This window comes from Streptomyces sp. NPDC002133 (assembly GCF_040296405.1).
GTDB lineage: Bacteria > Actinomycetota > Actinomycetes > Streptomycetales > Streptomycetaceae > Streptomyces.
In genome coordinates this window covers 1-25923 of sequence record NZ_JBEOXF010000012.1, presented here as the reverse complement: position 1 = coordinate 25923, position 25923 = coordinate 1, and the positions used below count along the sequence as shown (strand labels likewise).

The following is a 25923-nucleotide window of genomic DNA, read 5'->3' as shown; positions in this document are numbered from 1 at the left end:
CGGACCCGTCGGGCGAACCGCCGGAGGGATCCGGGCCCGAAGAGGAGGAACTCCCCTCCTCCGGCGGGCAGTCCGGGACCGAGGCCGCCGAGGTCGCGTCCCTGTCGCCCGAGGCCGCGGCCGCCGCCGCGGTGAACGCCGACCTCGCGCCGCTGGGCGCCGGGCTGATCCCCGCCCTGACGAAGGCCGCGACGGAAGAGGGCGCCGCCCTGTACGGCGTCGCCAAGCCGTACATCGGCCCGCGGCCGGCCATCGTCACGCGCAAGGGCTGGGGGGCGGACGAAACGCTCCGTGAGAAGCAGTTCGCCTACACGAGCACGGTCAAAGCGGCCTTCGTCCACCACACCGCAACGGGCAACCGGTACACCTGCAATCAGGCTCCCTCAGTCCTCCGCAGTATTTACCGCTACCACGTAGTGAGCAACGGCTGGCGCGACTTCGGCTACAACTTCGCCGTCGACAAGTGCGGAAACATCTACGAAGGGCGCGCGGGCGGCGTGGCCAAGGCGGTCCTGGGCGCCCACACACGCGGTTTCAACAGCAACAGCATGGGCATTGCGGTCCTCGGAACGTACAGTGCGACCACCCCACCGCCCGCCGCCGTGACCGCGGTGGCCAGGCTCACCGCCTGGAAGCTGGGTCTGTACGGGGTGAATCCGAAGACGACGACGTATCTGACATCCGGCGGCGGCAACAAGTTCACGAAGGGCACGCAGGCCAGGCTCCAGGTCATCTCCGGGCACCGCGACGGATTCTCGACGGACTGCCCCGGCGCCCGTCTCTACGACCAACTGGGCGAGGCGCGCAGCGCTTCCGCGAAGCTCCAGGGGCGTTGAACCAGGGGCGTCGACGTCGTACCGCGGTGCCGCATACGTACGTACGAACAGGCTGCATACACTGGCCGGTCATACGCACGAATCGCCCGGCCCCAGCAGGAAGCAGAGAAGGCATTGAGTCAAGCCCAAGAAGCGATCCTCCTGGTCGGCGGCAAGGGCACGCGGCTGCGGCCGCTCACCGTGAACACGCCCAAGCCGATGGTCCCCGCGGCGGGCGTGCCGTTCCTGACCCACCAGCTGGCACGGGCCCGTGCGGCGGGCGTCGAGCACATCGTGCTCGCGACGTCGTACCTAGCGGAGGTCTTCGAGCCGTACTTCGGCGACGGATCCTCGCTGGGACTGCACCTCGAGTACGTGACCGAGGAGGAGCCGCTCGGCACGGGCGGGGCGATCCGGAACGTGGCGTCGCGGCTCCGGTCGGGGCCCGACGACCCGGTGCTCATCTTCAACGGGGACATCCTGACGGGCCTGGACATCGGCGACCTGGTCGCGGCGCACGAGCGGTCCGGTGCCGACGTGTCGCTGCACCTGACCCGGGTGGAGGACCCGCGGGCCTTCGGCCTCGTGCCGACGGACACGCAGGGGCGCGTCACGGCGTTCCTGGAGAAGCCGCAGACCCCGGAGGAGATCGTCACCGACCAGATCAACGCGGGGGCGTACGTCTTCCGCCGCTCGGTGATCGACAGCATCCCCGCGGGCCGCCCGGTCTCGGTCGAACGGGAGACCTTCCCGGACCTGTTGTCGGCCGGCGCGCATCTGCAGGGTCTGGTCGACTCCACGTACTGGCTCGACCTCGGCACCCCGCACGCCTTCGTCCGGGGTTCCGCCGACCTCGTCCTCGGCCGCGCACCCTCCCCGGCGGTGCCGGGCCGCTGCGGCGACCGGCTCGTCCTGCCCACCGCCACGGTCGCCCCCGACGCCAAGCTGACGGAGGGCACGGTCATCGGCGCCGGCGCGGTGATCGGCGAGGGGGCCCGTATCTCGGGCAGCACGGTCCTGGACGGCGCGGTCGTCGAGGCCGGCGCGGTCGTCACGGACTCCCTCATCGGCGCTCGCGCCCTCATCGGCGCCCGCACGGTCCTGACCGGCGCGGTGATCGGCGACGATGCGACGATCGGCCCCGACAACGAGCTGCGCGACGGCGTCCGGGTCTGGTGCGACGCGACGCTGCCCGCAGGGGCGATCCGCTTCTCGTCGGACCAGTAGCCGCGGCGTCGCTCGGCCATCAGCGCGCGGATCCTCCGGTCGGCGTGCATCACCGTCGTGTGGTCGCGGCCGCCGAACTGCGCACCGACCCGGCAGCGACAGGTCTGTGAGCTCCCGGCAAAGGACATCGCGGTCCGGCGTGCGGTGGCCGCGCCGTCGGAGCAGCAGGTACGAGCGGCGGGGTTCGCTGCACGGGCGGGCGGCGCGGGCCCTACCCTCGAAGGGACCCCGAACCCCCGAGGACCCACCCGTGGCCGGACGCTTCGAACCCCGCCCCGCCGTCACCCGCACCACTACGCGCGGCGGCGAGGTGGCCGTACCCGTACCCGCGCCCAGGGCAGTGGCGCGCCCGCACGGGGGCCGGGAGCGGCGGTACGTGCCGCCGGGCCCGCTCGACCTCGGGCTGGTGCTGGGGCCGCTGCGGCGCGGGCCGGCGGATCCCACGTTCCGTACGACACCGGACGGCTCGGTGTGGCGGGCGACCCGCACCCCCGCGGGCCCCGGCACCCTCCGCGTCGCCGCACGCGACGGCGCCGTGCACGCGGAGGCCTGGGGGCCGGGTGCCGAGTGGCTGCAGGAGCAGCTTCCGGCGCTGCTCGGCGAGTCCGACGACCCTGACGCCTTCGAGCCGCGCCACCGTCTTGTCGCGGACACCCACCGCCGCCGCCCCGGACTCCGGCTGACCCGCACGGGACTCGTGATGGAGTCGCTGATCCCGTCGATCCTGGAGCAGAAGGTCACCACGGACGAGGCCTACCGTGCCTGGCGTCTTCTCGTACGCAAGTACGGCGAGCCCGCTCCGGGCCCGTCCCCCCACGCCCTGGGGCGTGGGGGGACCCCCACGGAGCGGATGCACGTCATGCCCGAGCCCCGCACCTGGGCCCTCGTCCCCTCCTGGGAGTGGCACCGCGCCGGCGTCGACAACAAGCGCGCCTCCACGATCCTGCGTGCCGTCCGCGTCGCCCGCCGCATGGAGGAAGCCGCGGCGATGGACCCCGAGGCGGCCCAGGCGCGCCTGGAACTGATCCCCGGCATCGGCCCCTGGACCTCCGCCGAGACGGTGCAGCGCAGCAACGGCGCCCCCGACGCCGTGACCGTCGGCGACCTCCACCTTCCCGGCATCGTCGGCTACGCCCTCGCCGGCGACCGCGACGCCGACGACGACGCGATGCTCGAACTCCTCGAGCCCTACGCGGGCCAGCGCCACCGAGCCGCCCGGCTGATCCTCCTCAGCGGACGCACCCCGGCGCGCCGCAAGCCCAAGATGCCTCGGCACGACATCGCCGCGCTCTGACGGCAGGCGCTCCGACCGACGGCAGCCGCGCGGGACGAGGCAGTGCGGGACGAGGCAGTGCGGGACGAGGCAGTGCGGGACGAGGCAGTGCGGGACGAGGCAGCCCGGGACATGGCAGTGCGGGACGAGGCAGCGCGGTACGAGGCAGTGCCGCGCTCAGCGCACCTCGATGAACGCCGACGCCTCCCGCGCCGGCCGGTCCTTCGGCGGGGCTGCCGGCTGTCCCACGGCGACCGCCCCCATCGGGTCCCACGACTCCGGCAGCCCGAGGACCTCGCGCACGACGTCGCGGCAGAACATCGTCGACGACACCCACGCCGACCCGAGCCGCTCACCCGCCAGCGCCACCAGGAAGTTCTGCACGCCCGCGCCGGCCGCGACCACGAACATCTCGCGCTCCGCCGCGTCCCGCCGGGCGTCCCCATAGGTGTGCGAGCCGTCCATCACCAGGCACGGGACGACCAGATACGGCGCGTTGCGCAGGACGTCGCCGCGCTTGATCCGCCGGTCGACGGACGCCTCGGACTTGCCGTCGCGCCGCAGGTCGGCGATCCATGCCTCCCGCATCGCGTCCAGCAGCCGCACCCGCGACTCCTCGGACTCGAGCAGGACGAAGCGCCACGGCGTGGTGTGATGCGGCGCGGGCGCCGTGACGGCCGCGGCGACCGCACGCCGGACCGCGGCCGGGTCCACCGGGTCGTCCGTGAACTCACGCACCGTACGGCGCAGTGTCACCGCTTCCCGTACGGCCTCCGACGTGCCCAGCCGGAACAGGTCGTCCGCGGCCACCCGGACCAGGGCCCGTGACCCTTCTGCCTCCGCGGAGACCACATGGCCGAGCCCGCGCAGCACCGCGACCGGCAGCCCGGCCGCCTTGCCCTTGACCAGGTCGCCGGCCGCGGCCAGCTCGTCCGCGGTGGCGACGACGGTCGCGCCGAGCGGATTCCCGTACGCGTCCTCGCCGCCGCGCAGATCGTCCAGGACCCGCACGCCCGCGGCCCCGATCGCGACATCGGTGAGCCCGTTCCGCCAGGGCCGGCCGAAGGTGTCCGTGACGACCACACCGACCTCGACGCCGAGTGTGTCCCGCAGCCCTTCGCGGATGCGGGCGGCCGAGGCGTCCGGGTCCTCGGGGAGCAACAGCACGGTCCCGGCGGGGGTGTTGGAGGCGTCGACCCCGGCCGCGGCCATGACCAGGCCCTGCCGGTTCTCGACGATACGGAGGGCGCCGCGCCGCGCCACGACCCGTACCGTCTCCGCGTCGATGGCCGCCTCGCGGTCGTCGGCCGTGACGATCCGCCCTTCCGCCTTGCTCACGATCTTCGATGTGACGAGCAGGACGTCGCCGTCCACGAGACCCGGTTCGGTCGCCGCGATCAGCTTGGCGATGTCGTCGCCCGGCCGGACCTCGGGCAGCCCGGGCAGCGCCCAGGCCCGGTACGACGGAGGAGTCTGCGTCCCGGTCATGCCCGTACCTCCTCCGCGAGCGCCAGTGCCTCACGCGCCATCGTGGCCGCGGCCTCGACGTCCGTCATCATCAGCGGCACGGCCTTGCACCGGATTCCGGCCTCCTCGACCTCGGCCACGGCACCCGCGTCCACGGTGTCCACGAGCCAGCCGTCCAGCAGGCCCGAGCCGTAGTGCTGCGCCACGGCCGCCGCCGTCGACTCGACACCGACCGCCGCCAGCACCTTGTCGGCCATGCCGCGCACCGGTGCGTCGCCGACGATGGGGGAAAGCCCGACGACCGGGACGCCCGCCTCCGCGATTCCCTCACGGATGCCGGGCACCGCGAGGATCGTCCCGACGCTCACCACGGGGTTGGACGGCGGGAAGAGGATGACGTCGGCGGTGGAGATCGCCTCCAGCACGCCCGGCGCGGGCTTGGCCTGTTCGGCGCCCACCGGCACGACGGCGTGGGCGTCGACGGAGGCGCGCAGCCGGACCCAGTACTCCTGGAAGTGGATGGCCTTGCGCTCGCCGTCGACATCGACGGCGACGTGGGTCTCGACGCGGTCGTCGGTCATGGGGATGAGCCGCACGCCGGGCTGCCAGCGGTCGCACAGCGCCTCGGTGACGGCGCTCAGCGGATAGCCCGCGCCCAGCATCTGCGTACGGACGATGTGGGTGGCGAAGTCACGGTCGCCGAGCCCGAACCACTCCGGGCCCACGCCGTATGCCGCGAGCTCGCTCTTGACCAGGAAGGTCTCGTCCTTGCGTCCCCAGCCCTGCTCCTCGTTGATGCCGCCGCCGAGCGTGTACATCACCGTGTCGAGGTCCGGGCAGACCTTCAGCCCGAACAGATGGATGTCGTCACCGGTGTTGCCGATGACCGTGATGTCGGCATCCGGGGCGGCCGCCTTGAGGCCACGCAGGAAACGAGCACCGCCGATGCCACCGGCCAGAACCACAATGCGCATGAAGACAGTCTGTCAGCCGGAGGCTGTGCGGATGGGGGGTGGTGGGAGGGACGGCGGGAGGGGCGTGTCAGGCGACGGCGACGTCCTCGCGGGCCGGGGAGCAGTGCGAGGCGTGCATCGGCATCTCGGTCAGGCCCGGGAAGTAGATGTGCAGACTCACGGCCGGTTCGAGTGAGTCGTTGACCACCTCGTGCACATATCCGGGTGCGAAGACGCGCTGGGCGCCGGCGGCCAGGGACCGGTCGGCGGTGGCCGTCCGCTCCGTCAACTCGCCGTCGAGGACGGTGAGTACACCGGACGACCGGCCGTGGTCGTGGAGCCCGCTGCCCTGGCCGGGGACCCAGGAGAGCAGCCAGACCTCGTAACCGGGGCCGGTGCGCAACCGGTGGTACCAGCGGGTGGTGGCGTCGTACCGGACGAGGTGGGCCCACTGCGCGCGGTCGGCGGCGATGGAGCGGGCGAGGCCGGCGAACTCGGCCACGGTCGCCGGGTGCTCGCGTGCGGGCTGGAGGAGGTGGGGGACCTCGAGGATGTCGCCGGCGATCTGGAGGTCGCTGTCGCTGTTCATGGGTGCGGTGGTTCCTCGGCAGAAACGGAAAGGTCAGTGCTGGGGTGTCGCGAGTCCCCGCGCGGGGCGGAGGGGAGAGGAGCTGGAGCGCTAGGGCATCAACAGCTGGAACAGCAACAGCAACAGCGACCCTGGACAGCGCTGCGGAACCCACCGATGGGGGTCGCGGAAGGCGCTGTGGTCGCTGGCATGCCTTCCAAGGTGGCCAACACCATCCCGAATGTCAACTCGATGCCCGGTTTGGCGGCAATGTTTCACCTCATCCGGTTACTCCGGCCAGGGAAAGGTTTGTGCAGCCGTGCGGCCGGAGACATCGCGCAGCAACCGCGCTCGCAAACGCCGTCGCGGTCTCGTGATCGGACTGTGATCCGGATCGCTTGTGCGCCCGGATGGCAACAAGATCGAACCGTGCGGCGTCCTTCCCTCGTGAGGACCGGTGCAATGCCGGTCCCGCAGCGGGAGAGGGGGAGGGTGCGGGGCGCGCGGACGGGTCGGTGGACCGGTCGGTGGACAGGTCAGTGGCATATGTCGTGTTTTTGGTGATTTGAACACTTTCCGCATAGCCTTGGTTCCGCAGAGTGAATACCGGGCCCAATAGCAGATCTCGGCTTGACTGGCCCGGATCCACACACTTGTAATTTCACTCGTGTCGTTCGGCCGATATCGGTAACGGCTGCATCACGGGGACGCAAAGACAGACGAGGGGCGCACATGACCGAGCTGTTCCAGCAACTGCTGGTCGAGGACGCGGAAGAGGAACTCGGCTGGCAGGAGCGCGCGTTGTGCGCCCAGACCGACCCCGAGTCCTTCTTTCCGGAGAAGGGCGGTTCCACGCGCGAAGCCAAGAAGGTCTGCCTCGCCTGCGAAGTCCGCTCCGAGTGCCTCGAGTACGCCCTCGCCAACGACGAGCGATTCGGCATCTGGGGCGGCCTGTCCGAGCGTGAGCGCCGCCGTCTCAAGAAGGCCGCCGTCTGACCGGGCCGCCGACGCAGCTGTCCCGCCGGCTCCTCCCCGGCCGAGCCTCGCGGCCGCCCCTGCGCTGTCCGACCAAACAGCACACACCCGTACGTAAGAACGGTCCGTTGCCCGTGGCTCTGTCCACAGGCGGCGGACCGTCTTCGTGTCAGCCGTTAGTGTGGGGCCCCGTCCCAGACGCTCCAGGCCCCCTCGCGGGGTGACCCCGGCCGGAGGGCCCGTACCTCAATGTCCGCCACCACCGCCGTGTTTGTTCCCGCAACGCCGCCCGAGTTCCCTCGGCACGTCGTCACCGCTGTTCTCGTCTCGCACGACGGTGCCCGCTGGCTGCCGGACGCGCTCGCCGGGCTGCTCGGCCAGGAGCGCCCCGTGCAGAACGTCGTCGCGGCCGACACCGGCAGCGCCGACGACTCCGCAGGCCTGGTCACCGAGGCGCTCGGCGCCGACCGGGTGCTGCATCTCGCGCGCCGCACGGGATTCGGTACCGCCGTGGACGAGGCCGTCCGCACCGCCGCCGTGCTCACGCCCGACGACCTGCCGTACCTGAAGCGGCCCAGTGGCTGGGACCCGGTGACCAGGACCTGGCGCGACGAGGCCTACGAGATGCCGGAACTGCCCTACGGCGAACCGGTCCAGTGGCTCTGGCTGCTCCACGACGACTGCGCCCCCGCCCCCGACGCCCTCGCCGAACTGCTGCGCGTCGCCGACTCCGACGCGTACGCGGCGATCATCGGCCCCAAGCTGCGCGGTTGGTACGACCGCAAGCAGCTCCTCGAGGCCGGCGTCTCCATCGCCAACAGCGGCCGCCGCTGGACCGGACTCGACCGCCGCGAGCAGGACCAGGGCCAGCACGACCAGGTCCGCTCCGTCCTGTCCGTCTCCTCCGCCGGCATGCTCATCCGCCGCGACGTGTGGGAGGAGCTCGGCGGCTTCGACCGCCGGCTGCCCCTCATGCGCGACGACGTCGATCTGTGCTGGCGCGCCCACGCCGCCGGGCATCGCGTCCTCGTCGCCCCCGACGCCGTCCTCCGCCACGCCGAGGCCGCGGCCCGCGAGCGCCGCACCGTCGACTGCGCGGGCCGGTCCGTCGCCAGCCCGCACCGCGTCGACAAGGCGGGTGCCGTCTACACCCTGCTGGCCAACGCGCGCGGCCGCGCGCTCCCCTTCGTCCTGCTCCGGCTCGCCCTCGGCACCCTGGTGCGCACCCTCGCCTATCTCGTCGGCAAGGCGCCGGGCCAGGCCGTCGACGAGGTCATGGGCCTCTTCGGCACCCTGCTGCGCCCCGAGAGGATCCTCGCCGCCCGCCGCCGGCGCAGAAAGCCCGCGGTGGACGCGAGCGAACTGCGATCACTCTTCCCGCCGCCGGGCGCCACCGTCCGGGCCACGGCCGAGCAGGTCGCGAGCAGCCTCGGCGCCGGCAAGGACTCCGACTCCGGAGGCTCGCGCCACGGCGTCGTCGAGTCGGGTCCCGGCGGCGACGACGCGGACTTTCTGGAGATCGAGCAGTTCGCCCGGCTGAAGCGGATCGGCCGCAAGCCGGGACCCGTCCTCTTCGCGCTCCTGCTCATCGTCTCGCTCGTCGCCTGCCGCGCACTCCTGACCGGCGGCGTACTCGCGGGCGGTGCCCTGCTGCCCGCGCCCGACGAGGTGTCAGGTCTCTGGGGGCGGTACGCCGACGCGTGGCATCCCCTCGGCACCGGCGGCACTCAGACGGCCCCCCCGTATCTCGCGGTCCTCGCCGTCCTGTCCGGACTCTTCCTCGGCTCCACCGGCTTCGCGCTCACCCTGCTGCTCGTCTGCTCGGTGCCGCTCGCCGGTGTCACGGCGTACTTCGCGTCCCGGCCGCTCGTCGAGTCCCGGTTGCTGCGCGCCTGGGCATCCATCGCCTATGCCTTCCTGCCCGCCGCGACGGGCGCTCTCGCCACCGGCCGGCTCGGCACGGCCGTCCTCGCGATCGTGCTGCCGCTGATCGCACGCGCCGCGACGGCGGCGTACGGAATCGGCCGCGATGACGGTGCGCGCGGCAGCTGGCGCGCCACCTGGGCGTACGCCCTGCTGCTGACCTTCACGATGGCCTTCACGCCGATCGTGTGGCCCATCGCTGTCGTTCTCGGGATCGCCGCCCTGGTGCTGCGGCGCGACGACCTCGCCGCGTACGGGCTGCGTCTCGTCGCCGTCGTCGGGACCCCGTTGCTGGTCCTCGCGCCCTGGTCGCTGTCCCTGCTGACCGACCTTTCCGGCTTCTTCCGCGAGGCGGGCCTGGACTTCGGCGCCGGCTCGGCCTCCCCGCTCGATCTGCTCGGCATCAGTCCCGGCGGCCCGAAGGCCCTCGGTGGGCTGGTGCTCATCGGCGTCGTCCTCGCGGCGCTCGCGGCCCTGCTGCGCGGTGAGCGGCAGTTCGCGATCCGGACCGCCTGGGCCGTCGCGGTCGTCGGCCTCGCCTTCGCGGTCGTCGCCAACGGCTCGGGCTGGGCAGGGCCCGCCACGCTCCTCTACGGCATCGCGCTGCTGGCCGCCGCCGTGCTCGGCGCGGAAGGCGCCCGCGAGCGCGTCGCCGCGGAGTCGTTCGGCTGGCGGCAGCCCGTCGCCGCGCTCATCGCCCTCGCGGCCGTCGCCGCTCCGCTGCTCGCCGCGGCCAACTGGATGATCAGCGGGGCCGCGGGACCGCTGGAGCGCCGCGACCCGGTGCAGGTCCCTGCGTTCGTCGCCGAGGAGAGCGGCACCCGCGACCAGCCGCGCACCCTTGTCCTCGGCGGCACCTCCGCCGCCGAGGTGTCGTACAGCCTGGTCCGCGGCTCCGGCGCCCGCCTCGGCGACGCCGAGCTGAGCGAGACCGGTGGCAGCGACGCCCGCCTCGACAAGGTCGTCGCCAATCTGGTCGCGGGCTCCGGCGCCGACCAGACCAGCCAGCTCAGCGGCTTCGCGATCCGGTACGTGCTCGTACGGGACGGGGCGCCGCGCCAGATGAGCCGCGTCCTGGACGCCACGCCGGGCCTGTCGAGGCTCAGCCAGCTCGACGGCAGCGCGCTGTGGCGCGTCGACCGCCAGGTCGCCCGCGCGGTCATCGTGAACGGGAAGGAGGACCCGCTGCCCGTGGCCTCCGGACCTGTCGAGGCCCACACCGAGATCCCGTCGGGCCCGTCCGGCCGCGTGCTGCGCATCGCGGACCGCGCCGACGACGGCTGGCAGGCCACGCTCGACGGCCGCGCGCTCTCGAAGACGACCGTCGACGGCTGGGCCCAGGGCTTCGAACTCCCCACGGAGGGCGGCAAGCTCGACCTCACCTACGAGGAGCCCGTCACCCACACCGCGTGGATCTGGGCGCAGGGCGCGCTCGCACTCGTCCTGCTGGTCCTCGCCCTGCCCGGCCGCCGCCGAGAGATCGACGACGATCTGCCGGACGAGGAGGCCGCGATCCCGGCTCAGCCCGTGGAGGGCGAGGGGCGCAGGGCCCGCAGGCTGCGGGCGGCGGCCCAGGCGGAGGCGGAAGCGGAGGGCCTGGCAGCACCCGAGCACGAGCACGAGTACGAGCCGCAATCGGCGCCGGCGCCGGAGCCGGACCCGTATGCGGCGGTGCCCCAGCAGCAGTACGGCGAATGGGACGGTGCCACGACGTACGCGGACACCGACGCGGAATACGCGACCTACGGAGAGCAGCAGCAGTACCAGCAGGAGTACGGGTACGACGAGCGGCAGCCCCACTCCGAGCCGTCGCAGCAGTACGGGCAGGACCAGTACGGGCAGCAGCAGTACGGGCAGGACCAGTACGGGCAGGACCAGTACGCGCAGGACCAGTACGGGCAGCAGCAGTACGACCCGTACGGCACGGGCCAGTACGACCCCTACGGCTACGAGACCGAGCAGCGTCCCGACGGGAGCAGCAACCAGTGAACCGCACGACCCTCTCCCTCCTCGCGGCCGCCACCGCCCTCGCCGCCGCGACCGGGCTCGCCGCGCTCACCGCGCCCGACGGCGGGGAAGCAACCGCCGGGGCGAAGGCCCCCGCGCGGCTGCCGGTCGAGCGCTCCAGCCTGCTGTGCCCGGCGCCCACCACGTCCGACATCGGGGAGACGGCGTACACGTCGTTCGCTCCGGCGGGCAGCGAAGCCGACGCCGGCGTGGAGTCGACGGCCGCACTGACGCCGTCCGTGACGACACTGGCGGACCTCGACAAGGACGCCGACAAGGACGCCGACAAGGACGCGGACGAGCCGGCCGACGAGGAGAAGAAGGACGAGGAGGAGAAGACCGGCACGGCGAAGCAGCCCACGCCCGCCAAGCCCTTCCTCGCCCTCAAGGAGCCCGGAAAGCCGGTCGGCGCCGAGGAGTCCGGCAGCGACGCCCCCGCGCTCGTCGGCACCGCCACCGGCACGTTCGCGCCCGGCTGGACGACCCAGCAGACCACCACGGTCCCCGCGGGCAGTGGTCGCGGCGTGCTCGGCGTCAGCTGCACCGTGCCCGACACCGACTTCTGGTTCCCGGGCGCCAGCCTCGCCAAGGACCGGCAGGACTACGTCCACCTCACCAACCCCGACGACACCGCCGCCGTCGTCGACATCGAGCTCTACGGCAAGGACGGCGCCCTCAAGTCCCAGCTGACCGAAGGCATCCCGGTCCCGGCCGGAGCGAGCGTGCCCGTGCTGCTGCCGACCCTGACGACCGACAAGGCCGAGGACGTGACGGTGCACGTCACCACGCGTACCGGTCGGGTCGGCGCCGTGGTGCGGGGCGCCGGCGACGAGACCGGCAGCGACTGGCTGCCCGCGTCCACGGACCCGGCCGGCACGCTCGTACTGCCGGGCATCCCGGCAGATGCGACGTCCGTACGGCTCGTGGCGTTCGTACCCGGCGACGACGACGCCGATGTGAAGCTGCGGCTGGCGACCGCGTCGGGCACCATCACTCCGGCGGGCGCGGAGAGCCTGCGGGTGAAATCGGGCATGACCGCGTCCCTCGACCTGAAGGACGTCACCAAGGGCGAGGCCGGCTCCCTGCTGCTCAGCCCGTCGGAGAGCGGCGGCCAGGCGACCCCCGTCGTCGCCGCGCTCCAGGTCACGCGCGGTACCGGCGACAAGCAGGAGTTCGCCTTCATCCCCGCGACCGCGCCCGTGACGGAGCGGGCCACGGCCGCCGACAACCGCGCCAAGGGCTCGGTGCTCTCCCTGACCGCGCCCGACGCCACCGCCGAGGTGAAGGTCACGGCATCCGCCGGCACCGGGGGTGGCGAGCCGGTCGTCAAGAAGTACACGGTGAAGGGCGGCACGACCCTCGCGATCCCCACCCCACCCGTCCCGGGCGGCCTCAAGGGTTCGTACGCGCTGACGATCGAGCCCGAGTCCGGCGGCCCGGTCCACGCGGCACGCACGCTGCTCCTGCCGCAGAAGGGGATCGAGATGTTCACGGTCCAGACGCTCCCCGACGACCGCGGCACGGTCGAGGTCCCGCAGGCGGAGCAGGACCTCTCGGTGCTGGACGAGTAGTCCCGTACGGGCGGTTCGCTACGGGACTACCGCCACGGCTTCGGAATTGGTCAGTCCTGCCCGTACCGGGGATCGACGGACTCCGGCGAGAGGCCGAGCAGGTCCGCCACCTGCTCCACGACGACCTCGTGGACCAGCAGGGCGCGCTCGTCGCGGTTCTTCGTGCGGATCTCGACCGGCCGGCGGTAGACGACGATCCGCGCCGGCTGTCCCTTGCCGGCCGGGACCGAGTTGCCCAGCGGCACGGTCTCGTCCTGCGTACCCGGCACATCCTGGACCAGAAACTCCACCTCGGTCAGCTGCGGCCAGCGCCGTTCCAGCCGCTCGACCGAGTCCTGCACAAGATCGCGGAAAGTCTCGGCCCTGCTGGCGGAGAGCGGTACCTGGGGCGGGGCGACGGGCCCGCGCATACCGCGGCCGTGTCGGTCGCGGCGGCGTGGCCACGGCTCCCTGGCATCCCTCGGCTCGGTCGGGCGGGGCGGTACAGGACTGTCCATCACTGACGCAGGGTAGCTCTCCGGGGCGTGCACGCACCGGGGCCGCGCGTCTGCCGCGCGGCAGGCCGCTCCGCCCGAGGCGGCATGTCGCTTATTGAACATTCCGGCCAAGCTTGGGCTCGATTCCAAGCCTCCCTGCGATCGCCCTTCTCATCGCGATTGGCGCGATTTGTGCCGGGCCCTGACCGGATCGCTCACCGCCGCCAACCGGCCCCCTTCCTTCCCGCCCAGGTCAGAGCGGTCGCCCGGAAAGGGGCTGTGCCGGACGTCACAGGACGACACGGTGGAGTGACCTGGTGGAGAGTCGTCGCGGCCCGCTCAAGAGTGCGGTACCGTCCAACGTCGTGAGCCTTGTACGTCGCTGTTCGCGCACCGCGTGCGGCCGCCCTGCCGTCGCGACACTGACGTACGTCTATGCCGATTCGACCGCGGTCCTCGGCCCGCTCGCCACCTACGCCGAACCCCACTGCTACGACCTGTGCGCCGAGCACAGCGAGCGCCTCACCGCCCCGCGCGGCTGGGAGGTCGTACGGCTCTCGGACAGCTCAGGACCGGCCCGGCCCAGCGGCGACGACCTCGAAGCGCTGGCCAACGCGGTCCGCGAGGCGGCACGCCCCCAGGAGCGCGCGGCCGAGGCGGGCGGCGGCGGTGCCCGCAGGGCGGACTCGATGGAGGTCGGACGCCGCGGCCATCTGCGGGTGCTGCGTTCTCCCGACTCCTGAGCCCCTGCGCCTCCCCGAGCCGATTTCCGGGCGGCCGGGCTCTGAGTGAGGGCACTTTGCGCCGCCTCCTGCGGGTAGTTTGAGGCGACCGCAGAGACTTCAGGAGGGTTGGGCCGTGGCCGCTGCATCTGCTGCTGCTGATCTGTCGCAGATCATCAAGGCGTACGACATCCGCGGGGTGGTGCCCGATCAGTGGGACGAGCCGCTGGCCGAGCTGTTCGGCGCCGCCTTCGTGCGGGTGACAGCGGCGGACGCGATCGTCGTCGGCCACGACATGCGCCCATCGTCGCCTGGGCTTTCGGCCGCCTTCGCGCGCGGCGCGGCGAACCAGGGCGCGGACGTGACCCTGATCGGGCTCTGCTCCACGGACCAGCTGTACTTCGCCTCGGGGCAGTTCGGGCTGCCGGGTGCGATGTTCACGGCCTCGCACAACCCCGCCGAGTACAACGGCATCAAGATGTGCCGGGCCGGCGCGGCTCCCGTGGGCCAGGACTCGGGACTGGGGGAGATCCGCGGGCTCGTCGAGGGCTGGCTCGCGGACGGGGCGCCGGCCCCGGTCGCGGCTCCCGGGCGGATCAGTGAGCGCGAGACGCTCGCGGACTACGCGGAGCACCTGCGCTCCCTGGTGGACGTCGCGTCGATCCGCCCGCTCAAGGTCGTCGTGGACGCGGGCAACGGCATGGGCGGCCACACGGTCCCGACGGTCTTCGCGCCGCTGCCGATCGAGCTCGTACCGATGTACTTCGAGCTGGACGGCACCTTCCCGAACCACGAGGCCAACCCGCTGGACCCGAAGAACATCGTCGACCTCCAGGCTCGCGTGCGCGCCGAGGGCGCGGACATCGGCCTCGCCTTCGACGGCGACGCCGACCGCTGCTTCGTCGTCGACGAGCGGGGCGAGGGGGTCTCGCCGTCGGCGATCACGGCGCTGGTCGCGGCCCGGGAACTGGAGAAGCATCCCGGGGGCACGGTCATCCACAACCTGATCACGTCGTGGTCCGTGCCGGAGGTCGTGCGCGAGCACGGCGGCACGCCGGTGCGTACGCGCGTCGGTCACTCCTTCATCAAGGAGGAGATGGCGCGGACGGGCGCGATCTTCGGCGGGGAGCACTCCGCCCACTACTACTTCCGTGACTTCTGGAACGCCGACACGGGCATGCTCGCCGCCCTCCACGTCCTCGCCGCCCTCGGCTCCCAGGAGGGCACGCTCTCGGCCCTCGTCGCCCGCTACGACCGCTACCGGGGCTCCGGCGAGATCAACTCCACGGTCGCCGACCAGACGGCCCGCACGGCGGCGGTCCGGCGGGTCTTCGCCGACCGCGAGGACGCCACCATCGACGAACTCGACGGCCTGACGATCGCCACCCCCGACTGGTGGTTCAACCTCCGTCCCTCCAACACCGAACCCCTCCTCCGCCTCAACGTCGAGGCCCGCGACGAACTCACCATGATCGCGGTCCGCGACGAGATCCTGGGCCTGGTCCGGACCACCCTCTGACAGAGCGCCGGTACCGGATCCTCTTGAGCTCGTCGGGCGTTCGAGGACGCACGGTCACGCAGGCGGCTGTGGCGGCGGCGCCGGGTGCATCGTGTGCCTGTCCGGCGTTCGGGGACGGGCACACGGGCCGAGGTGCAGGTACCGGACATCTTGAACCGGTCCGGTGTTTGGGAACGGACACCCCGGGCACCCTGCCGGGGGCGGCGTCGGAGTAGGGACCATCAGGTCCCGGATGCCATGACGGCGGCGCGGAGCTGCCGTGCCCCCGGCAGGGCGCCCGAGGCCGCGGGGGCCGCCCGCACGCCCGCCACGCCGAGCCGCGTCGGCCGGTCCCCGGCGGTAGGCTGACCTGGCCCAAACCGCATGTTCGAAGGGACACCCTCATGCCGCTCGAAGCCGGTCTCCTGGAGATCCTCGCCTGCCCGGCCTGCCACGCCCCGCTCAGCGACGAAACGGCAGCGGAATCGCCCGAGCTGATCTGCACCGGCAAGGACTGCGGCCTGGCGTACCCCGTACGCGACGGGATCCCCGTCCTCCTCGTCGACGAGGCCCGCCGCCCCGCCTGAAGCGCCCCGTCTGAGCCCGCCCTCGCACCCCCGTACGGCGAATCGGAGGCCACCACCATGCTCGACGAGTCACTCCTCGACGCCCCGGAAGCCCTCGCTCGCGCCGATCGCCGCGCACTGCTCCGCGGCGCCGCGGAGGCCGGCGCACGCGTACGCACCGCCGCCCGGCACGCGGCAGAGGCCGGGATCGCCGAGCTGACGCCCGAGGGCCGCCCCCGCGCGGTCCTCATCGCAGGCCCAGGCACCGCCGCCACCGGAGTCGCCGACCTCATCGCCGCGCTCGCCGGCGCCTCCGCCCCGGTCGCCCGACTGCACCCCACCGGCGTCGCACCGGCCGCCGGAGCACTCCGCTGGGCGCTCCCCGGCTGGGCCGGCTCCGTCGACCTGCTCCTCATCGCCACCACCGACGGCACCGAGCCCGGCCTCGCCCTCCTCGCCGAGCAGGCGTACCGCCGCGGCTGCACCGTCGTCGCCGTCGCCCCGCAGCCCTCCCCGCTCTCCGAGGCCGTCGGGGACGTCCACGGCATGGTGGTTCCCATGGCGGCCGGCCCGCAGGAGATGTACGACGAGACGCAGGCGGCGGCCAGCCCCGGCGCGCTGTGGGCCCTGTTCACCCCGCTCCTCGCGCTCCTCGACCGCGTCGGCCTGGTCAGCGCATCACCGGACGCCCTCCAGAGCGTCGCCGACCGCCTCGACCGCATGGCCGAGCGCTGCGGGCCCGCCATCGCGACGTACAGCAACCCGGCCAAGACGCTCGCCGCCGAGCTCGCCGACACCCTCCCGCTGATCTGGACGGAGGGCACCGCCGCGCCCGTCGGCCGCCGCTTCGCCGCCGTACTGGCCGAGCTCGCCGGCCTCCCCGCGCTCGCCGCCGAACTCCCCGAGGCGCTTCCCGCCCACGGAGTCCTCCTCGCGGGCGACTTCGCCGCGGGCGCCGACCCCGAGGACTTCTTCCGCGACCGCGTCGAGGAGCCCCAGGCCCTGCGCGCCCGCGTCCTGTTGATGCGCGACCGCACGGAGGGCAACCTCACCGCGGCCCCCGCGGCCCGCGAACTCGCGCTGAGCCACGACACGGCCATCAGTGAGCTGGAACCGGAGGAGGGCAGCGAGCTGGAGACCCTCGCCGAGCTCCTCGCCGTGACCGACTTCGCCGCCGGGTACCTGGCCCTGGCGGCGACCAGCGCCCAGTCGTGACGTGCGCGGCACCGAAGTACCTCAGGGCTGCGTATGAGCACCTCACGGCTACGTAAATCCATGTAAAGCCACCCGAAGCGCCCCAGATCAGCCACGCATCAGCCATAGATCAGTCACGTACGAGCCACGTGCCAGCCACGTACCGAGTCGAGGATCGCCCCTCATGGACCGCCTCACCAACACCGTGCGCCCCTACGCCTGGGGCTCAACGACCCTCATCCCGGATCTCCTCGGCACCGCCCCCACCGGTGAGCCCCAGGCCGAGATGTGGATGGGCGCGCACCCCGGCGCGCCCTCGCGCACCGACCGCGGCGCCCTGAACGAGGTCATCGCCGCCGACCCAGGACGCGAACTCGGCGCGGCATCCGCCGACAAGTTCGGCCCCCGCCTCCCGTTCCTTCTCAAGCTGCTCGCCGCCGGCGCCCCTCTCTCCCTCCAGGTCCACCCGGACCTGGCCCAGGCCAAGGAGGGCTACGCCGCCGAGGAGCGCGCCGGCATCCCGATCGACGCTCCCCACCGCAACTACAAGGACGACAACCACAAGCCGGAACTCGTCTGCGCCCTCACCCCCTTCGACGGCCTCTGCGGCTTCCGTCCGCCCGTCGAAGCCGCGGACCTCATCGCCGGCCTGGACGTCGACCCCCTCAAGCCGTACGTCGACCTCCTCCACGCCCACCCCGAGGAGGCCGCCCTCCGCGAGGTCCTCACCGCGGTCCTCGCCGCCGACCCGGAAGAGACGGCCCACACCGTCACCGAGGCCGCGGCCGCCGCGGAACGGCTCGGCGGCCCGTACGCCCCGTACGCCGCCATCGCGCACCACTTCCCCGGCGACCCGGGCGTCATCGCCGCCATGCTGCTCAACCACGTCCAACTGCAGCCCGGCGAGGCCCTCTTCCTCGGCGCCGGCGTCCCGCACGCGTACCTCGGCGGCCTCGGCGTCGAGATCATGGCCAACTCCGACAACGTCCTGCGCTGCGGGCTGACTCCCAAGCACGTGGACGTGCCCGAACTCCTGCGCATCGTCCGCTTCGAGGCGTCCGACCCCGGCGTTCTGCGCCCGGAGGCGTCCCCCTCCGGCGAGGAGGTGTACGACACCCCGATCGACGAGTTCCGGCTCTCCCGTTACGCACGGTCGGAAGGCGCGGCGCCCGTCGACGTCACCGCCGCCACCCCGCAGATCCTCCTGGCGACGGCAGGCCGCCCGAAGGCGGGCGAATTCACGCTCTCGCCGGGCGAGTCCGTCTTCATACCGGCAGGAGAAAAGGCCGAACTGTCCGGTTCAGGAACGGTCTTCCGTGCCACAGTGGTGGCCTGAGGCGCCGTCCGCGCCGACTGCTGCAACAATGGCCCGCCGTGCCGAGGCATCCCCCGGCACGACGGGCCCGGGTGCTTGCCGAGCCCGTACACCAGGAGCTTCGAGGAAGGACATCCCGCACCCATGAGCGCGTCAGGCGGAACCAAGGCCATCGTGGCGGCACTCGCCGCGAACCTCGCGATCGCGGTAGCCAAGTTCGTGGCGTTCCTCTTCAGCGGCTCCTCGTCGATGCTCGCGGAGAGCGTCCACTCGGTCGCCGACTCCGGCAACCAGGGCCTGCTGCTCCTCGGCGGCAAGAAGGCGCGGCGCGAGGCCACCTCGCAGCACCCCTTCGGCTACGGTCGTGAGCGCTACATCTACGCCTTCCTCGTCTCGATCGTCCTCTTCTCGGTCGGCGGCATGTTCGCGATCTACGAGGGCTACGAGAAGATCACTCACCCGCACGAGATCGAGGACTGGTACTGGCCGATCGGCGTCCTCGTCTTCGCGATCATCGCCGAGACGTTCTCGTTCCGCACGGCCATCAAGGAGTCCAACCCGCTGCGCGCCGGCCGCTCCTGGAAGGAGTTCGTCCGGCACGCCAAGGCCCCTGAGCTCCCGGTCGTCCTCCTGGAGGACCTCGGTGCGCTGGTCGGTCTGATCCTGGCGCTGTTCGGCGTGGGCCTCGCCCTGCTCACCGGCAACGGAGTCTGGGACGGTATCGGCACGCTCTGCATCGGCATCCTGCTCATCCTGATCGCGCTCGTGCTCGCGGCGGAGACCAAGTCGTTGCTCCTCGGCGAGGCGGCAGGAGCCGAGGACGTCGAGAAGATCGAGAAGGCGGTCGTCGACGGCAGCACCGTCACCCGCATCATCCACATGCGTACGCTCCACATCGGCCCGGAGGAGCTGCTGGTCGCCGCGAAGGTCGCCGTCCAGCACGACAACACGGCCGCCCAGGTCGCCGACGCGATCAACGCAGCCGAGGACCGCATCCGCACCGCCGTCCCGATCGCCCGCGTCATCTACCTGGAGCCGGACATCTACAGCGAGGCGGCGGCCGCGAAGGGCGCCGACCCGGCCAAGTCCCCGGGCGGCCCGGGCGCCGACCTCGGCCACTGACGCGGCCCCCGTACACGCGCGGCCCCGTACACGCACAGGCCCCGGACCGACCAGCTCGGTCCGGGGCCTCTTGCGCGTCCGTACGGTCGTAAGGGCGCGGGAATGCGCGCGTACGACCCACCCGGATCACCTTCCGGGGACCCTCCTGCGTAGGTCTCCGGACCGGTTCCGGCCGCGGCGTGGCCATGGGCGGGCTGTGGGTGCCAAGGACGATCGGTGTAGATTCGTGACCAGAGCCAGACGTCGCTGCTGATGGCGGTCGGGCGGTCCGCGAGTGGACCGGCCGAGGGAGAGAGGGCCTCCGACGGACTGCGCTGCGGACGACCGCGGGCGTCCGGGCATTCGTGTGCCCGTATCGCCGCAGCGGCCGCAGAGCCGGCCAGCCCCACTCATCCCTCGACCCTCTTGAGGAGCAGCTCGCAATGACGACTGTCGCCGCCGGTCAGGACTTCAAGGTCGCCGACCTTTCCCTCGCCGCCTTCGGCCGCAAGGAAATCACCCTCGCCGAGCACGAGATGCCCGGTCTGATGTCGATCCGCAGGGAGTACGCGGAGACGCAGCCGCTCGCTGGCGCCCGCATCACAGGCTCCCTGCACATGACCGTGCAGACCGCCGTACTGATCGAGACCCTGGTCGCCCTCGGCGCCGAGGTCCGCTGGGCGTCCTGCAACATCTTCTCCACCCAGGACCATGCCGCGGCCGCCATCGCCGTCGGTCCGAACGGCACGCCTGACAACCCCCAGGGCGTCCCGGTCTTCGCCTGGAAGGGCGAGACCCTGGAGGAGTACTGGTGGTGCACGGAGCAGGCCCTGACCTGGCCCAACTCGCCCACCGGCGGTCCGAACATGATTCTGGACGACGGCGGTGACGCCACCCTCCTGGTCCACAAGGGCGTCGAGTTCGAGAAGGCCGGCGAGGCCCCGGACCCGTCCACCGCGGACAGCGAGGAGTACGGCCACATCCTCACCCTGCTGAACCGCACCCTCTCCGAGAACCCGCAGAAGTGGACCCTCCTGGCGTCCGAGATCCGCGGTGTGACCGAGGAGACCACGACCGGCGTTCACCGTCTCTACGAGATGCAGCGCGACGGCACCCTCCTCTTCCCGGCGATCAACGTCAACGACGCCGTCACCAAGTCCAAGTTCGACAACAAGTACGGCTGCCGCCACTCCCTGGTCGACGGCATCAACCGTGCCACCGACGTCCTCATCGGCGGCAAGGTCGCGGTCATCTGCGGCTACGGCGACGTGGGCAAGGGCTGCGCGGAGTCCCTGCGCGGTCAGGGTGCCCGCGTGATCATCACCGAGATCGACCCGATCTGCGCGCTCCAGGCGGCGATGGACGGCTTCCAGGTCACGACCCTCGACGAGGTCATCGACAAGGCCGACCTGTTCATCACCACGACGGGCAACAAGGACATCATCATGGCCTCGGACATGGCCAAGATGAAGCACCAGGCGATCGTGGGCAACATCGGCCACTTCGACAACGAGATCGACATGGCCGGCCTCGCCAAGGTCCCGGGCATCGTCAAGGACGAGGTCAAGCCGCAGGTCCACACCTGGACCTTCCCCGACGGCAAGGTGATCATCGTGCTGTCCGAGGGCCGCCTGCTGAACCTCGGCAACGCGACCGGCCACCCGTCCTTCGTGATGTCCAACTCGTTCGCGGACCAGACGCTGGCCCAGATCGAGCTGTTCACCAAGCCGGAGGAGTACCCGACCGACGTCTATGTGCTGCCCAAGCACCTCGACGAGAAGGTCGCCCGCCTCCACCTCGACTCGCTCGGCGTGAAGCTCACGACGCTCCGGCCCGAGCAGGCCGCCTACATCGGCGTCGAGGTCGAGGGCCCGTACAAGCCCGACCACTACCGCTACTGACGCACCCACCGCAGGCCCCCCGCCCCCGGGGGGGCCTGCGCCCGGTCCGCCCTCACGTGTGGGCGGGTCGGTCGAGCCGGGCCGTCCTGGCCCCGCCGCCCCGCAGCGGCACCCCGGACCGGTACCTCGGACCCGGCGGTCCGGAGGCCGCTACCTGGCCTCAACGCATTGCAAGGACCCTGCCCCATGCCCCGCGGCCGCTATTCGCTCCATGATCCGCACGATCACACCCCCCTCGGTCAAGAGCACTTCCACTGCGCCCCCGGCCCTTCCGGCTGGCGCTACGTCTCCCAGGTGACCACTCCGTCCGGCGACCACGCAGGCTCCCTCGACCTGGCCCTCGACGAGCTCGGCCGCCCCATTCGTCTCGAACTGCACGCGGCGAGCTGGCAGGTCCGGGGCGCCGCACTCGACGGCGTCACCTGGGTCCGCACCGATCCCACCGGCACTCATGCCACCGAAGGCAATGTCCGCGCCCACGCCTTCACCGGCACGTCCCCCGCTTTCCTCGTCGCGACGTCCCGGCTGCTCCGGCTCACCCCCGGCGCCCCCGCGACGCGCGTCCGACTCGTCGCTTTCACGGACCCGGTCCTCGCCCCCCGCACGGTCGACCAGTCCTGGGCCCTGATGAAGAGTGAAGCGCACGCCACTGACAGCGGCCCCCTGAACGTGGACGAATACCAGATCAGCGAGCTGGACACAGGGGAACAGCACACGATCCACATCGCCGGCGACGTGGTCCTCTCGGCCCCCGGCATCGAACTCGAAGACCTCGAGAGCCCACCATCGGTCCTCCCCTGACCGATCCTTTCCGGACCGGTCTCCCGTGACCCCGATCCGCGTCGGCGCTCAGGCGGGCGGCGCGAACCCCGTCGCAGGTGGCGTGGCCTCACCGCCCGATCGCTTCTCCGCACTCGTACCCGCACCCGCGGCCTGGGACGGGGGCGTCGAGGGGGGCGGGGACGGTGTGGCCGGCGCCGGACGGACAGCCGGAGCCTGGTACGCCGTCGTCGCAGCGGGACTCGGCGCTCCGGGCGTCACCGCCCCCGGGTACGGAGCCGGATACCCGAAAGCCGCCCCAGCCGGCACCGCGCTTCCCGCGCCCCCCGAACCCGCAGACCCCGTGGCCCCTGCCGCGGCGAACGCCTTCCGCGCTTCCCGCGCCTGCCGCTCGTTCACCACGGCCGCCAGATAGGCTGCCGCCGGCACCCCCGCAGGCGCGGGCGTGCCCGTGCGCGCCACCAGATCGTCGGCGAGGCGCCCCGCCAGCGACCAGCTCACCTCACCATCGAGCTGATTCATGCGCGTCAGGTACTGACGTATCGCCAGCCACAGCTCATCGGGCACTCCCGACAGATCCAGCTCCGCGAACCGTCCCACCAGCCACGGCGGCGGCGGAGGCACCGGCACGGCCCGCGCCGCCGGCACCCGTTCCCGTACGACCAGTGTCCCCGCGAACACGTCCCCGATCCGCCGCCCCCGCGCCGACACCAGAGAAGCGATACAGGCGATCACGCCGAAGGTCATGAGGATCTCCACGACCCCCATCGCCCCCCGCACGAGCGCGTGCCGGAACCGGATGGGCCCGCCGTCGTCCCGCACCACCCTCAGCCCGCAAGCCAGCTTCCCCAGCGAGCGCCCATGACTGAGTGTCTCCACCGCGATCGGCGCCCCGACCAGTACCAGCACGAACGTCGCGATCGACACCGCCGTGACCGCGGCCTCGTCCAGCGAGGCCGTCGCGATGGCGAGGCCGATGGATATCAACAGATACGCCGCCCACACCACGGCGAGATCGATGGCGAGCGCCAGCGCCCGACTGGGCAGCCTCGCCGGACGAAGCCCCAGTACGACGGCATCCCCGGTCACAACTCCGCTCACTCGCCCACCCTCTTTCCCGCTTTCATGACGGTTCTCCGACCTTCACGACCCCTCCGAACGCCAGTCTGCCAAGCTGACCCGAAGCGCGCCGCAGTAGTACGAGCAGTTGTACGAACAGTCCGTACGAAAAACGAACCACCCTTCCGTACGAACCAGCCTGGAGCAGCAGCCGACCATGGATCTCGACGTCTTCGTGATGACCCACCGCGCGGAGTGGGACCGTCTGGACCACCTCCTGCGCCGCGGGCGCCACCTCACCGGCGCCGAGACCGACGAACTCGTCGCCCTCTACCAGCGCACGGCCACCCATCTGTCGCTCATCCAGTCCAGTGCCCCCGACCCCATGGTCACGGCCCGCCTCACCCAGCTCGTCGCCCGTGCCCGCTCCACCGTCACGGGTACCCGCCGCGCCTCCTGGAAAGACGTCGCCCGCTTCCTGACCGCCGGTTTCCCCGCCGCGGTCTACCGCTCCCGCCACTGGTGGATCCCCACCGCCGTGCTCTCCACCCTCCTGGCGGCGGTCATCGGCTGGTGGATCGGCGCCCATCCCGAGATCCAGTCGGCCATCGCCGCCCCCGAGGAACTGCGCCGGCTCACCCGCCCCGGCGGCGAGTACGAGACGTACTACTCCAGCCACCCCGCGGCCTCCTTCGCCGCCCAGGTCTGGACGAACAACGCCCAGGCCGCCGCCATGTGCCTAGTACTCGGCGCATTCCTCTGCGTCCCGGTGCTGTGGATCCTCTTCCTCAACATGGCCAACCTCGGCGTCGGCATCGGCCTCATGTCCTCCGCCGGCCGCCTCGACACCTTCCTCGGCCTTGTCCTCCCGCACGGGCTGCTCGAGCTCACCGCGGTCTTCGTCGCCGCCGGCACCGGCCTCCGACTCGGCTGGACCCTCATCGACCCGGGCCCCCAGTCCCGTCGCACAGCCCTCGCCCAGCAGGGCCGCGCTGCTCTCGGCATGGCCATGGGCCTCGCCCTCGTTCTCTTCGTCTCCGGCCTGATCGAGGGCTTCGTGACCCCCTCCGGCCTCCCGACCTGGGCCCGCATCACCATCGGGATCGTCGCGGAGCTGGTCTTTCTCGCGTACGTGTACGTCCTCGGCGGCCGTGCGGCCCGCTCCGGTGACGTGGGCGACGTGGACGCTTTCGAACGGAGCGCCGAGCTCCCCACCGCCGCCTGATGTGCGCGCAGGGCCTGTGAGCTGCTAGTCTCCTCTCCGCCCACGAAAACCGTTGACAGGGTTGGAGTGGGGAGGTAGATTTAGACAGTTGCCTCGGACTGGACATGTCCGAGCATCCCGACTAGAATCTCTCTCGCTCTCGACGGAAACGAGATTTCCGCGGAGCCACTCGATTCCTTATTCGGATCACGAAGCCGATTAGCTCGGCCGAAAAGACTCTGATAAAGTCGGGAAAGCCGAAAGGCAGTCGAAAGACAAAAGGCCCTCCAACGGCCGCTGGAAACAGAATCCGAACCGGGAACGGAACGGAAAATGAATCTGGTAAGGTTGGAAACACCGAAGGGAAGCGCCCGGAGGAAAGCCCCAGAGAATGTTCTGCGGGTGAGTACGAAGGAAGCGTCCGTTCCTTGAGAACTCAACAGCGTGCCAAAAATCAACGCCAGATATGTTGATACCCCGTCCCCTTAGGGGATGAGGTTCCTTTGAAGTCCTACCGGCCCTTGTGGTGGGTAGGCACATACACAGCGAGGACGCTGTGTGCGATCGGGATCATTCCTTCTGGTCGCACCGCTCTCGTGGTGTCTTACCCGCAGCTTTTCATTAAGCGCAGTCGGGAAAACATTCACGGAGAGTTTGATCCTGGCTCAGGACGAACGCTGGCGGCGTGCTTAACACATGCAAGTCGAACGATGAAGCCCTTCGGGGTGGATTAGTGGCGAACGGGTGAGTAACACGTGGGCAATCTGCCCTTCACTCTGGGACAAGCCCTGGAAACGGGGTCTAATACCGGATAACACTGCGGACTGCATGGTCTGCGGTTGAAAGCTCCGGCGGTGAAGGATGAGCCCGCGGCCTATCAGCTTGTTGGTGGGGTGATGGCCTACCAAGGCGACGACGGGTAGCCGGCCTGAGAGGGCGACCGGCCACACTGGGACTGAGACACGGCCCAGACTCCTACGGGAGGCAGCAGTGGGGAATATTGCACAATGGGCGAAAGCCTGATGCAGCGACGCCGCGTGAGGGATGACGGCCTTCGGGTTGTAAACCTCTTTCAGCAGGGAAGAAGCGAAAGTGACGGTACCTGCAGAAGAAGCGCCGGCTAACTACGTGCCAGCAGCCGCGGTAATACGTAGGGCGCAAGCGTTGTCCGGAATTATTGGGCGTAAAGAGCTCGTAGGCGGCTTGTCACGTCGGTTGTGAAAGCCCGGGGCTTAACCCCGGGTCTGCAGTCGATACGGGCAGGCTAGAGTGTGGTAGGGGAGATCGGAATTCCTGGTGTAGCGGTGAAATGCGCAGATATCAGGAGG

General features: G+C 71.3%; 20 protein-coding genes, 1 rRNA gene and 1 pseudogene. 16 read left to right on the top strand and 6 right to left on the bottom strand.

Annotated features, from left to right (window positions below):
* Together ABT078_RS15375 and manB are read left to right on the top strand one after the other, a co-directional pair.
* A partial coding sequence (locus ABT078_RS15375; RefSeq protein WP_351227767.1) for a peptidoglycan recognition protein family protein occupies window positions 1-836 on the top strand: 836 nt, incomplete at its 5' end.
* A 114-nt stretch (window positions 837-950) separates the two neighbouring features.
* Entirely contained in the window at window positions 951-2042 is a 1092-nt protein-coding gene (manB, locus tag ABT078_RS15370) for a mannose-1-phosphate guanylyltransferase (protein WP_351227765.1), read from the top strand.
* Here the strand turns inward: manB and ABT078_RS15365 are convergent.
* Window positions 2039-2165 (bottom strand): annotated as a pseudogene (locus tag ABT078_RS15365) (helix-turn-helix domain-containing protein); the annotation flags it as partial. The gene manB and the pseudogene ABT078_RS15365 overlap by 4 nt on opposite strands.
* A gap of 127 nt (window positions 2166-2292) precedes the next feature.
* On the opposite strand from ABT078_RS15365, the gene ABT078_RS15360 reads away from it, so the two are divergent.
* The gene (locus ABT078_RS15360; protein ID WP_351227763.1) at window positions 2293-3336 is read left to right on the top strand and encodes a DNA-3-methyladenine glycosylase family protein; all 1044 of its coding nucleotides are present in this window, start codon (window positions 2293-2295) and stop codon (window positions 3334-3336) included.
* A gap of 156 nt (window positions 3337-3492) precedes the next feature.
* Here the strand turns inward: ABT078_RS15360 and ABT078_RS15355 are convergent, their stop codons facing one another.
* The 3 genes from ABT078_RS15355 to ABT078_RS15345 all read right to left on the bottom strand — a co-directional run bounded on the left by ABT078_RS15355 (window position 3493) and on the right by ABT078_RS15345 (window position 6324).
* Complete coding sequence (locus ABT078_RS15355; protein ID WP_351227761.1) at window positions 3493-4803, bottom strand: coenzyme F420-0:L-glutamate ligase; 1311 nt, start codon at window positions 4801-4803, stop codon at window positions 3493-3495.
* Complete coding sequence (gene cofD, locus ABT078_RS15350) at window positions 4800-5756, bottom strand: 2-phospho-L-lactate transferase (RefSeq protein ID WP_351227759.1); 957 nt, start codon at window positions 5754-5756, stop codon at window positions 4800-4802. Before cofD ends, ABT078_RS15355 begins: the two co-directional genes overlap by 4 nt.
* Before the next feature lie 67 nt (window positions 5757-5823).
* On the bottom strand, window positions 5824-6324 hold the full coding sequence (locus ABT078_RS15345) for a cysteine dioxygenase (protein WP_351227757.1): 501 nt from the start codon (window positions 6322-6324) through the stop codon (window positions 5824-5826).
* 711 nt (window positions 6325-7035) lie between these two features.
* Here ABT078_RS15345 and ABT078_RS15340 point away from each other — a divergent pair.
* The 3 genes from ABT078_RS15340 to ABT078_RS15330 all read left to right on the top strand — a co-directional run bounded on the left by ABT078_RS15340 (window position 7036) and on the right by ABT078_RS15330 (window position 12779).
* The gene (locus ABT078_RS15340) at window positions 7036-7299 is read left to right on the top strand and encodes a WhiB family transcriptional regulator (protein WP_077974550.1); all 264 of its coding nucleotides are present in this window, start codon (window positions 7036-7038) and stop codon (window positions 7297-7299) included.
* Window positions 7300-7527: 228 nt separating this feature from the next.
* Window positions 7528-11190 (top strand): glycosyltransferase, encoded by a 3663-nt coding sequence (locus tag ABT078_RS15335; protein ID WP_351227754.1) that lies wholly within the window; start codon window positions 7528-7530, stop codon window positions 11188-11190.
* Window positions 11187-12779 (top strand): DUF5719 family protein, encoded by a 1593-nt coding sequence (locus ABT078_RS15330; RefSeq protein ID WP_351227752.1) that lies wholly within the window; start codon window positions 11187-11189, stop codon window positions 12777-12779. Before ABT078_RS15335 ends, ABT078_RS15330 begins: the two co-directional genes overlap by 4 nt.
* A gap of 50 nt (window positions 12780-12829) precedes the next feature.
* Here ABT078_RS15330 and ABT078_RS15325 read toward each other — a convergent pair whose 3' ends face one another.
* Window positions 12830-13276, bottom strand: coding sequence for a metallopeptidase family protein (locus tag ABT078_RS15325; RefSeq protein WP_351227750.1), 447 nt, complete (start codon window positions 13274-13276; stop codon window positions 12830-12832).
* Window positions 13277-13572: 296 nt separating this feature from the next.
* Between ABT078_RS15325 and ABT078_RS15320 the strand changes: the two genes are divergently transcribed.
* The 8 genes from ABT078_RS15320 (at window position 13573) to ABT078_RS15285 (ending at window position 22353) form a co-directional block, all read left to right on the top strand.
* Entirely contained in the window at window positions 13573-13998 is a 426-nt protein-coding gene (locus ABT078_RS15320) for a DUF3499 domain-containing protein (RefSeq protein ID WP_351227748.1), read from the top strand.
* A 115-nt stretch (window positions 13999-14113) separates the two neighbouring features.
* Complete coding sequence (locus ABT078_RS15315) at window positions 14114-15496, top strand: phosphomannomutase/phosphoglucomutase (RefSeq protein WP_351227746.1); 1383 nt, start codon at window positions 14114-14116, stop codon at window positions 15494-15496.
* Between the two features lie 383 nt (window positions 15497-15879).
* Complete coding sequence (locus tag ABT078_RS15310; RefSeq protein WP_351227744.1) at window positions 15880-16062, top strand: Trm112 family protein; 183 nt, start codon at window positions 15880-15882, stop codon at window positions 16060-16062.
* A gap of 57 nt (window positions 16063-16119) precedes the next feature.
* A complete protein-coding gene (locus tag ABT078_RS15305; RefSeq protein ID WP_351227742.1) occupies window positions 16120-17256 on the top strand; it encodes an SIS domain-containing protein in 1137 nt (378 codons plus the stop codon).
* A 163-nt stretch (window positions 17257-17419) separates the two neighbouring features.
* Window positions 17420-18571, top strand: coding sequence for a mannose-6-phosphate isomerase, class I (gene manA, locus ABT078_RS15300; protein ID WP_351227740.1), 1152 nt, complete (start codon window positions 17420-17422; stop codon window positions 18569-18571).
* A 123-nt stretch (window positions 18572-18694) separates the two neighbouring features.
* Complete coding sequence (locus ABT078_RS15295; protein ID WP_351227738.1) at window positions 18695-19672, top strand: cation diffusion facilitator family transporter; 978 nt, start codon at window positions 18695-18697, stop codon at window positions 19670-19672.
* Between the two features lie 422 nt (window positions 19673-20094).
* Complete coding sequence (gene ahcY, locus ABT078_RS15290) at window positions 20095-21552, top strand: adenosylhomocysteinase (protein WP_351227736.1); 1458 nt, start codon at window positions 20095-20097, stop codon at window positions 21550-21552.
* 186 nt (window positions 21553-21738) lie between these two features.
* Window positions 21739-22353 (top strand): hypothetical protein, encoded by a 615-nt coding sequence (locus ABT078_RS15285; protein ID WP_351227734.1) that lies wholly within the window; start codon window positions 21739-21741, stop codon window positions 22351-22353.
* A 48-nt stretch (window positions 22354-22401) separates the two neighbouring features.
* On the opposite strand, the gene ABT078_RS15280 is transcribed toward ABT078_RS15285, so the two are convergent.
* Complete coding sequence (locus ABT078_RS15280; RefSeq protein WP_351227732.1) at window positions 22402-23433, bottom strand: RDD family protein; 1032 nt, start codon at window positions 23431-23433, stop codon at window positions 22402-22404.
* 175 nt (window positions 23434-23608) lie between these two features.
* Between ABT078_RS15280 and ABT078_RS15275 the strand changes: the two genes are divergently transcribed.
* Window positions 23609-24616, top strand: a complete 1008-nt coding sequence (locus tag ABT078_RS15275; RefSeq protein ID WP_351227730.1) for a stage II sporulation protein M — start codon at window positions 23609-23611, stop codon at window positions 24614-24616.
* 621 nt (window positions 24617-25237) lie between these two features.
* Window positions 25238-25923, top strand: a 16S ribosomal RNA gene (locus ABT078_RS15270); the annotation flags it as partial.

Bases quoted from the DNA above. Each gene is read 5' to 3' on its own strand.
- ABT078_RS15340 (WP_077974550.1), top strand. From the start codon at position 7,036: ATGACCGAGCTGTTCCAGCAACTGCTGGTCGAGGACGCGGAAGAGGAA.
- ABT078_RS15285 (WP_351227734.1), top strand. From the start codon at position 21,739: ATGCCCCGCGGCCGCTATTCGCTCCATGATCCGCACGATCACACCCCC.
- ABT078_RS15335 (WP_351227754.1), top strand. From the start codon at position 7,528: ATGTCCGCCACCACCGCCGTGTTTGTTCCCGCAACGCCGCCCGAGTTC.
- ABT078_RS15310 (WP_351227744.1), top strand. From the start codon at position 15,880: ATGCCGCTCGAAGCCGGTCTCCTGGAGATCCTCGCCTGCCCGGCCTGC.
- ahcY (WP_351227736.1), top strand. From the start codon at position 20,095: ATGACGACTGTCGCCGCCGGTCAGGACTTCAAGGTCGCCGACCTTTCC.
- cofD (WP_351227759.1), bottom strand. From the start codon at position 5,756: ATGCGCATTGTGGTTCTGGCCGGTGGCATCGGCGGTGCTCGTTTCCTG.
- ABT078_RS15275 (WP_351227730.1), top strand. From the start codon at position 23,609: ATGGATCTCGACGTCTTCGTGATGACCCACCGCGCGGAGTGGGACCGT.
- ABT078_RS15355 (WP_351227761.1), bottom strand. From the start codon at position 4,803: ATGACCGGGACGCAGACTCCTCCGTCGTACCGGGCCTGGGCGCTGCCC.
- ABT078_RS15325 (WP_351227750.1), bottom strand. From the start codon at position 13,276: ATGGACAGTCCTGTACCGCCCCGCCCGACCGAGCCGAGGGATGCCAGG.
- ABT078_RS15345 (WP_351227757.1), bottom strand. From the start codon at position 6,324: ATGAACAGCGACAGCGACCTCCAGATCGCCGGCGACATCCTCGAGGTC.
- ABT078_RS15305 (WP_351227742.1), top strand. From the start codon at position 16,120: ATGCTCGACGAGTCACTCCTCGACGCCCCGGAAGCCCTCGCTCGCGCC.
- manA (WP_351227740.1), top strand. From the start codon at position 17,420: ATGGACCGCCTCACCAACACCGTGCGCCCCTACGCCTGGGGCTCAACG.
- ABT078_RS15295 (WP_351227738.1), top strand. From the start codon at position 18,695: ATGAGCGCGTCAGGCGGAACCAAGGCCATCGTGGCGGCACTCGCCGCG.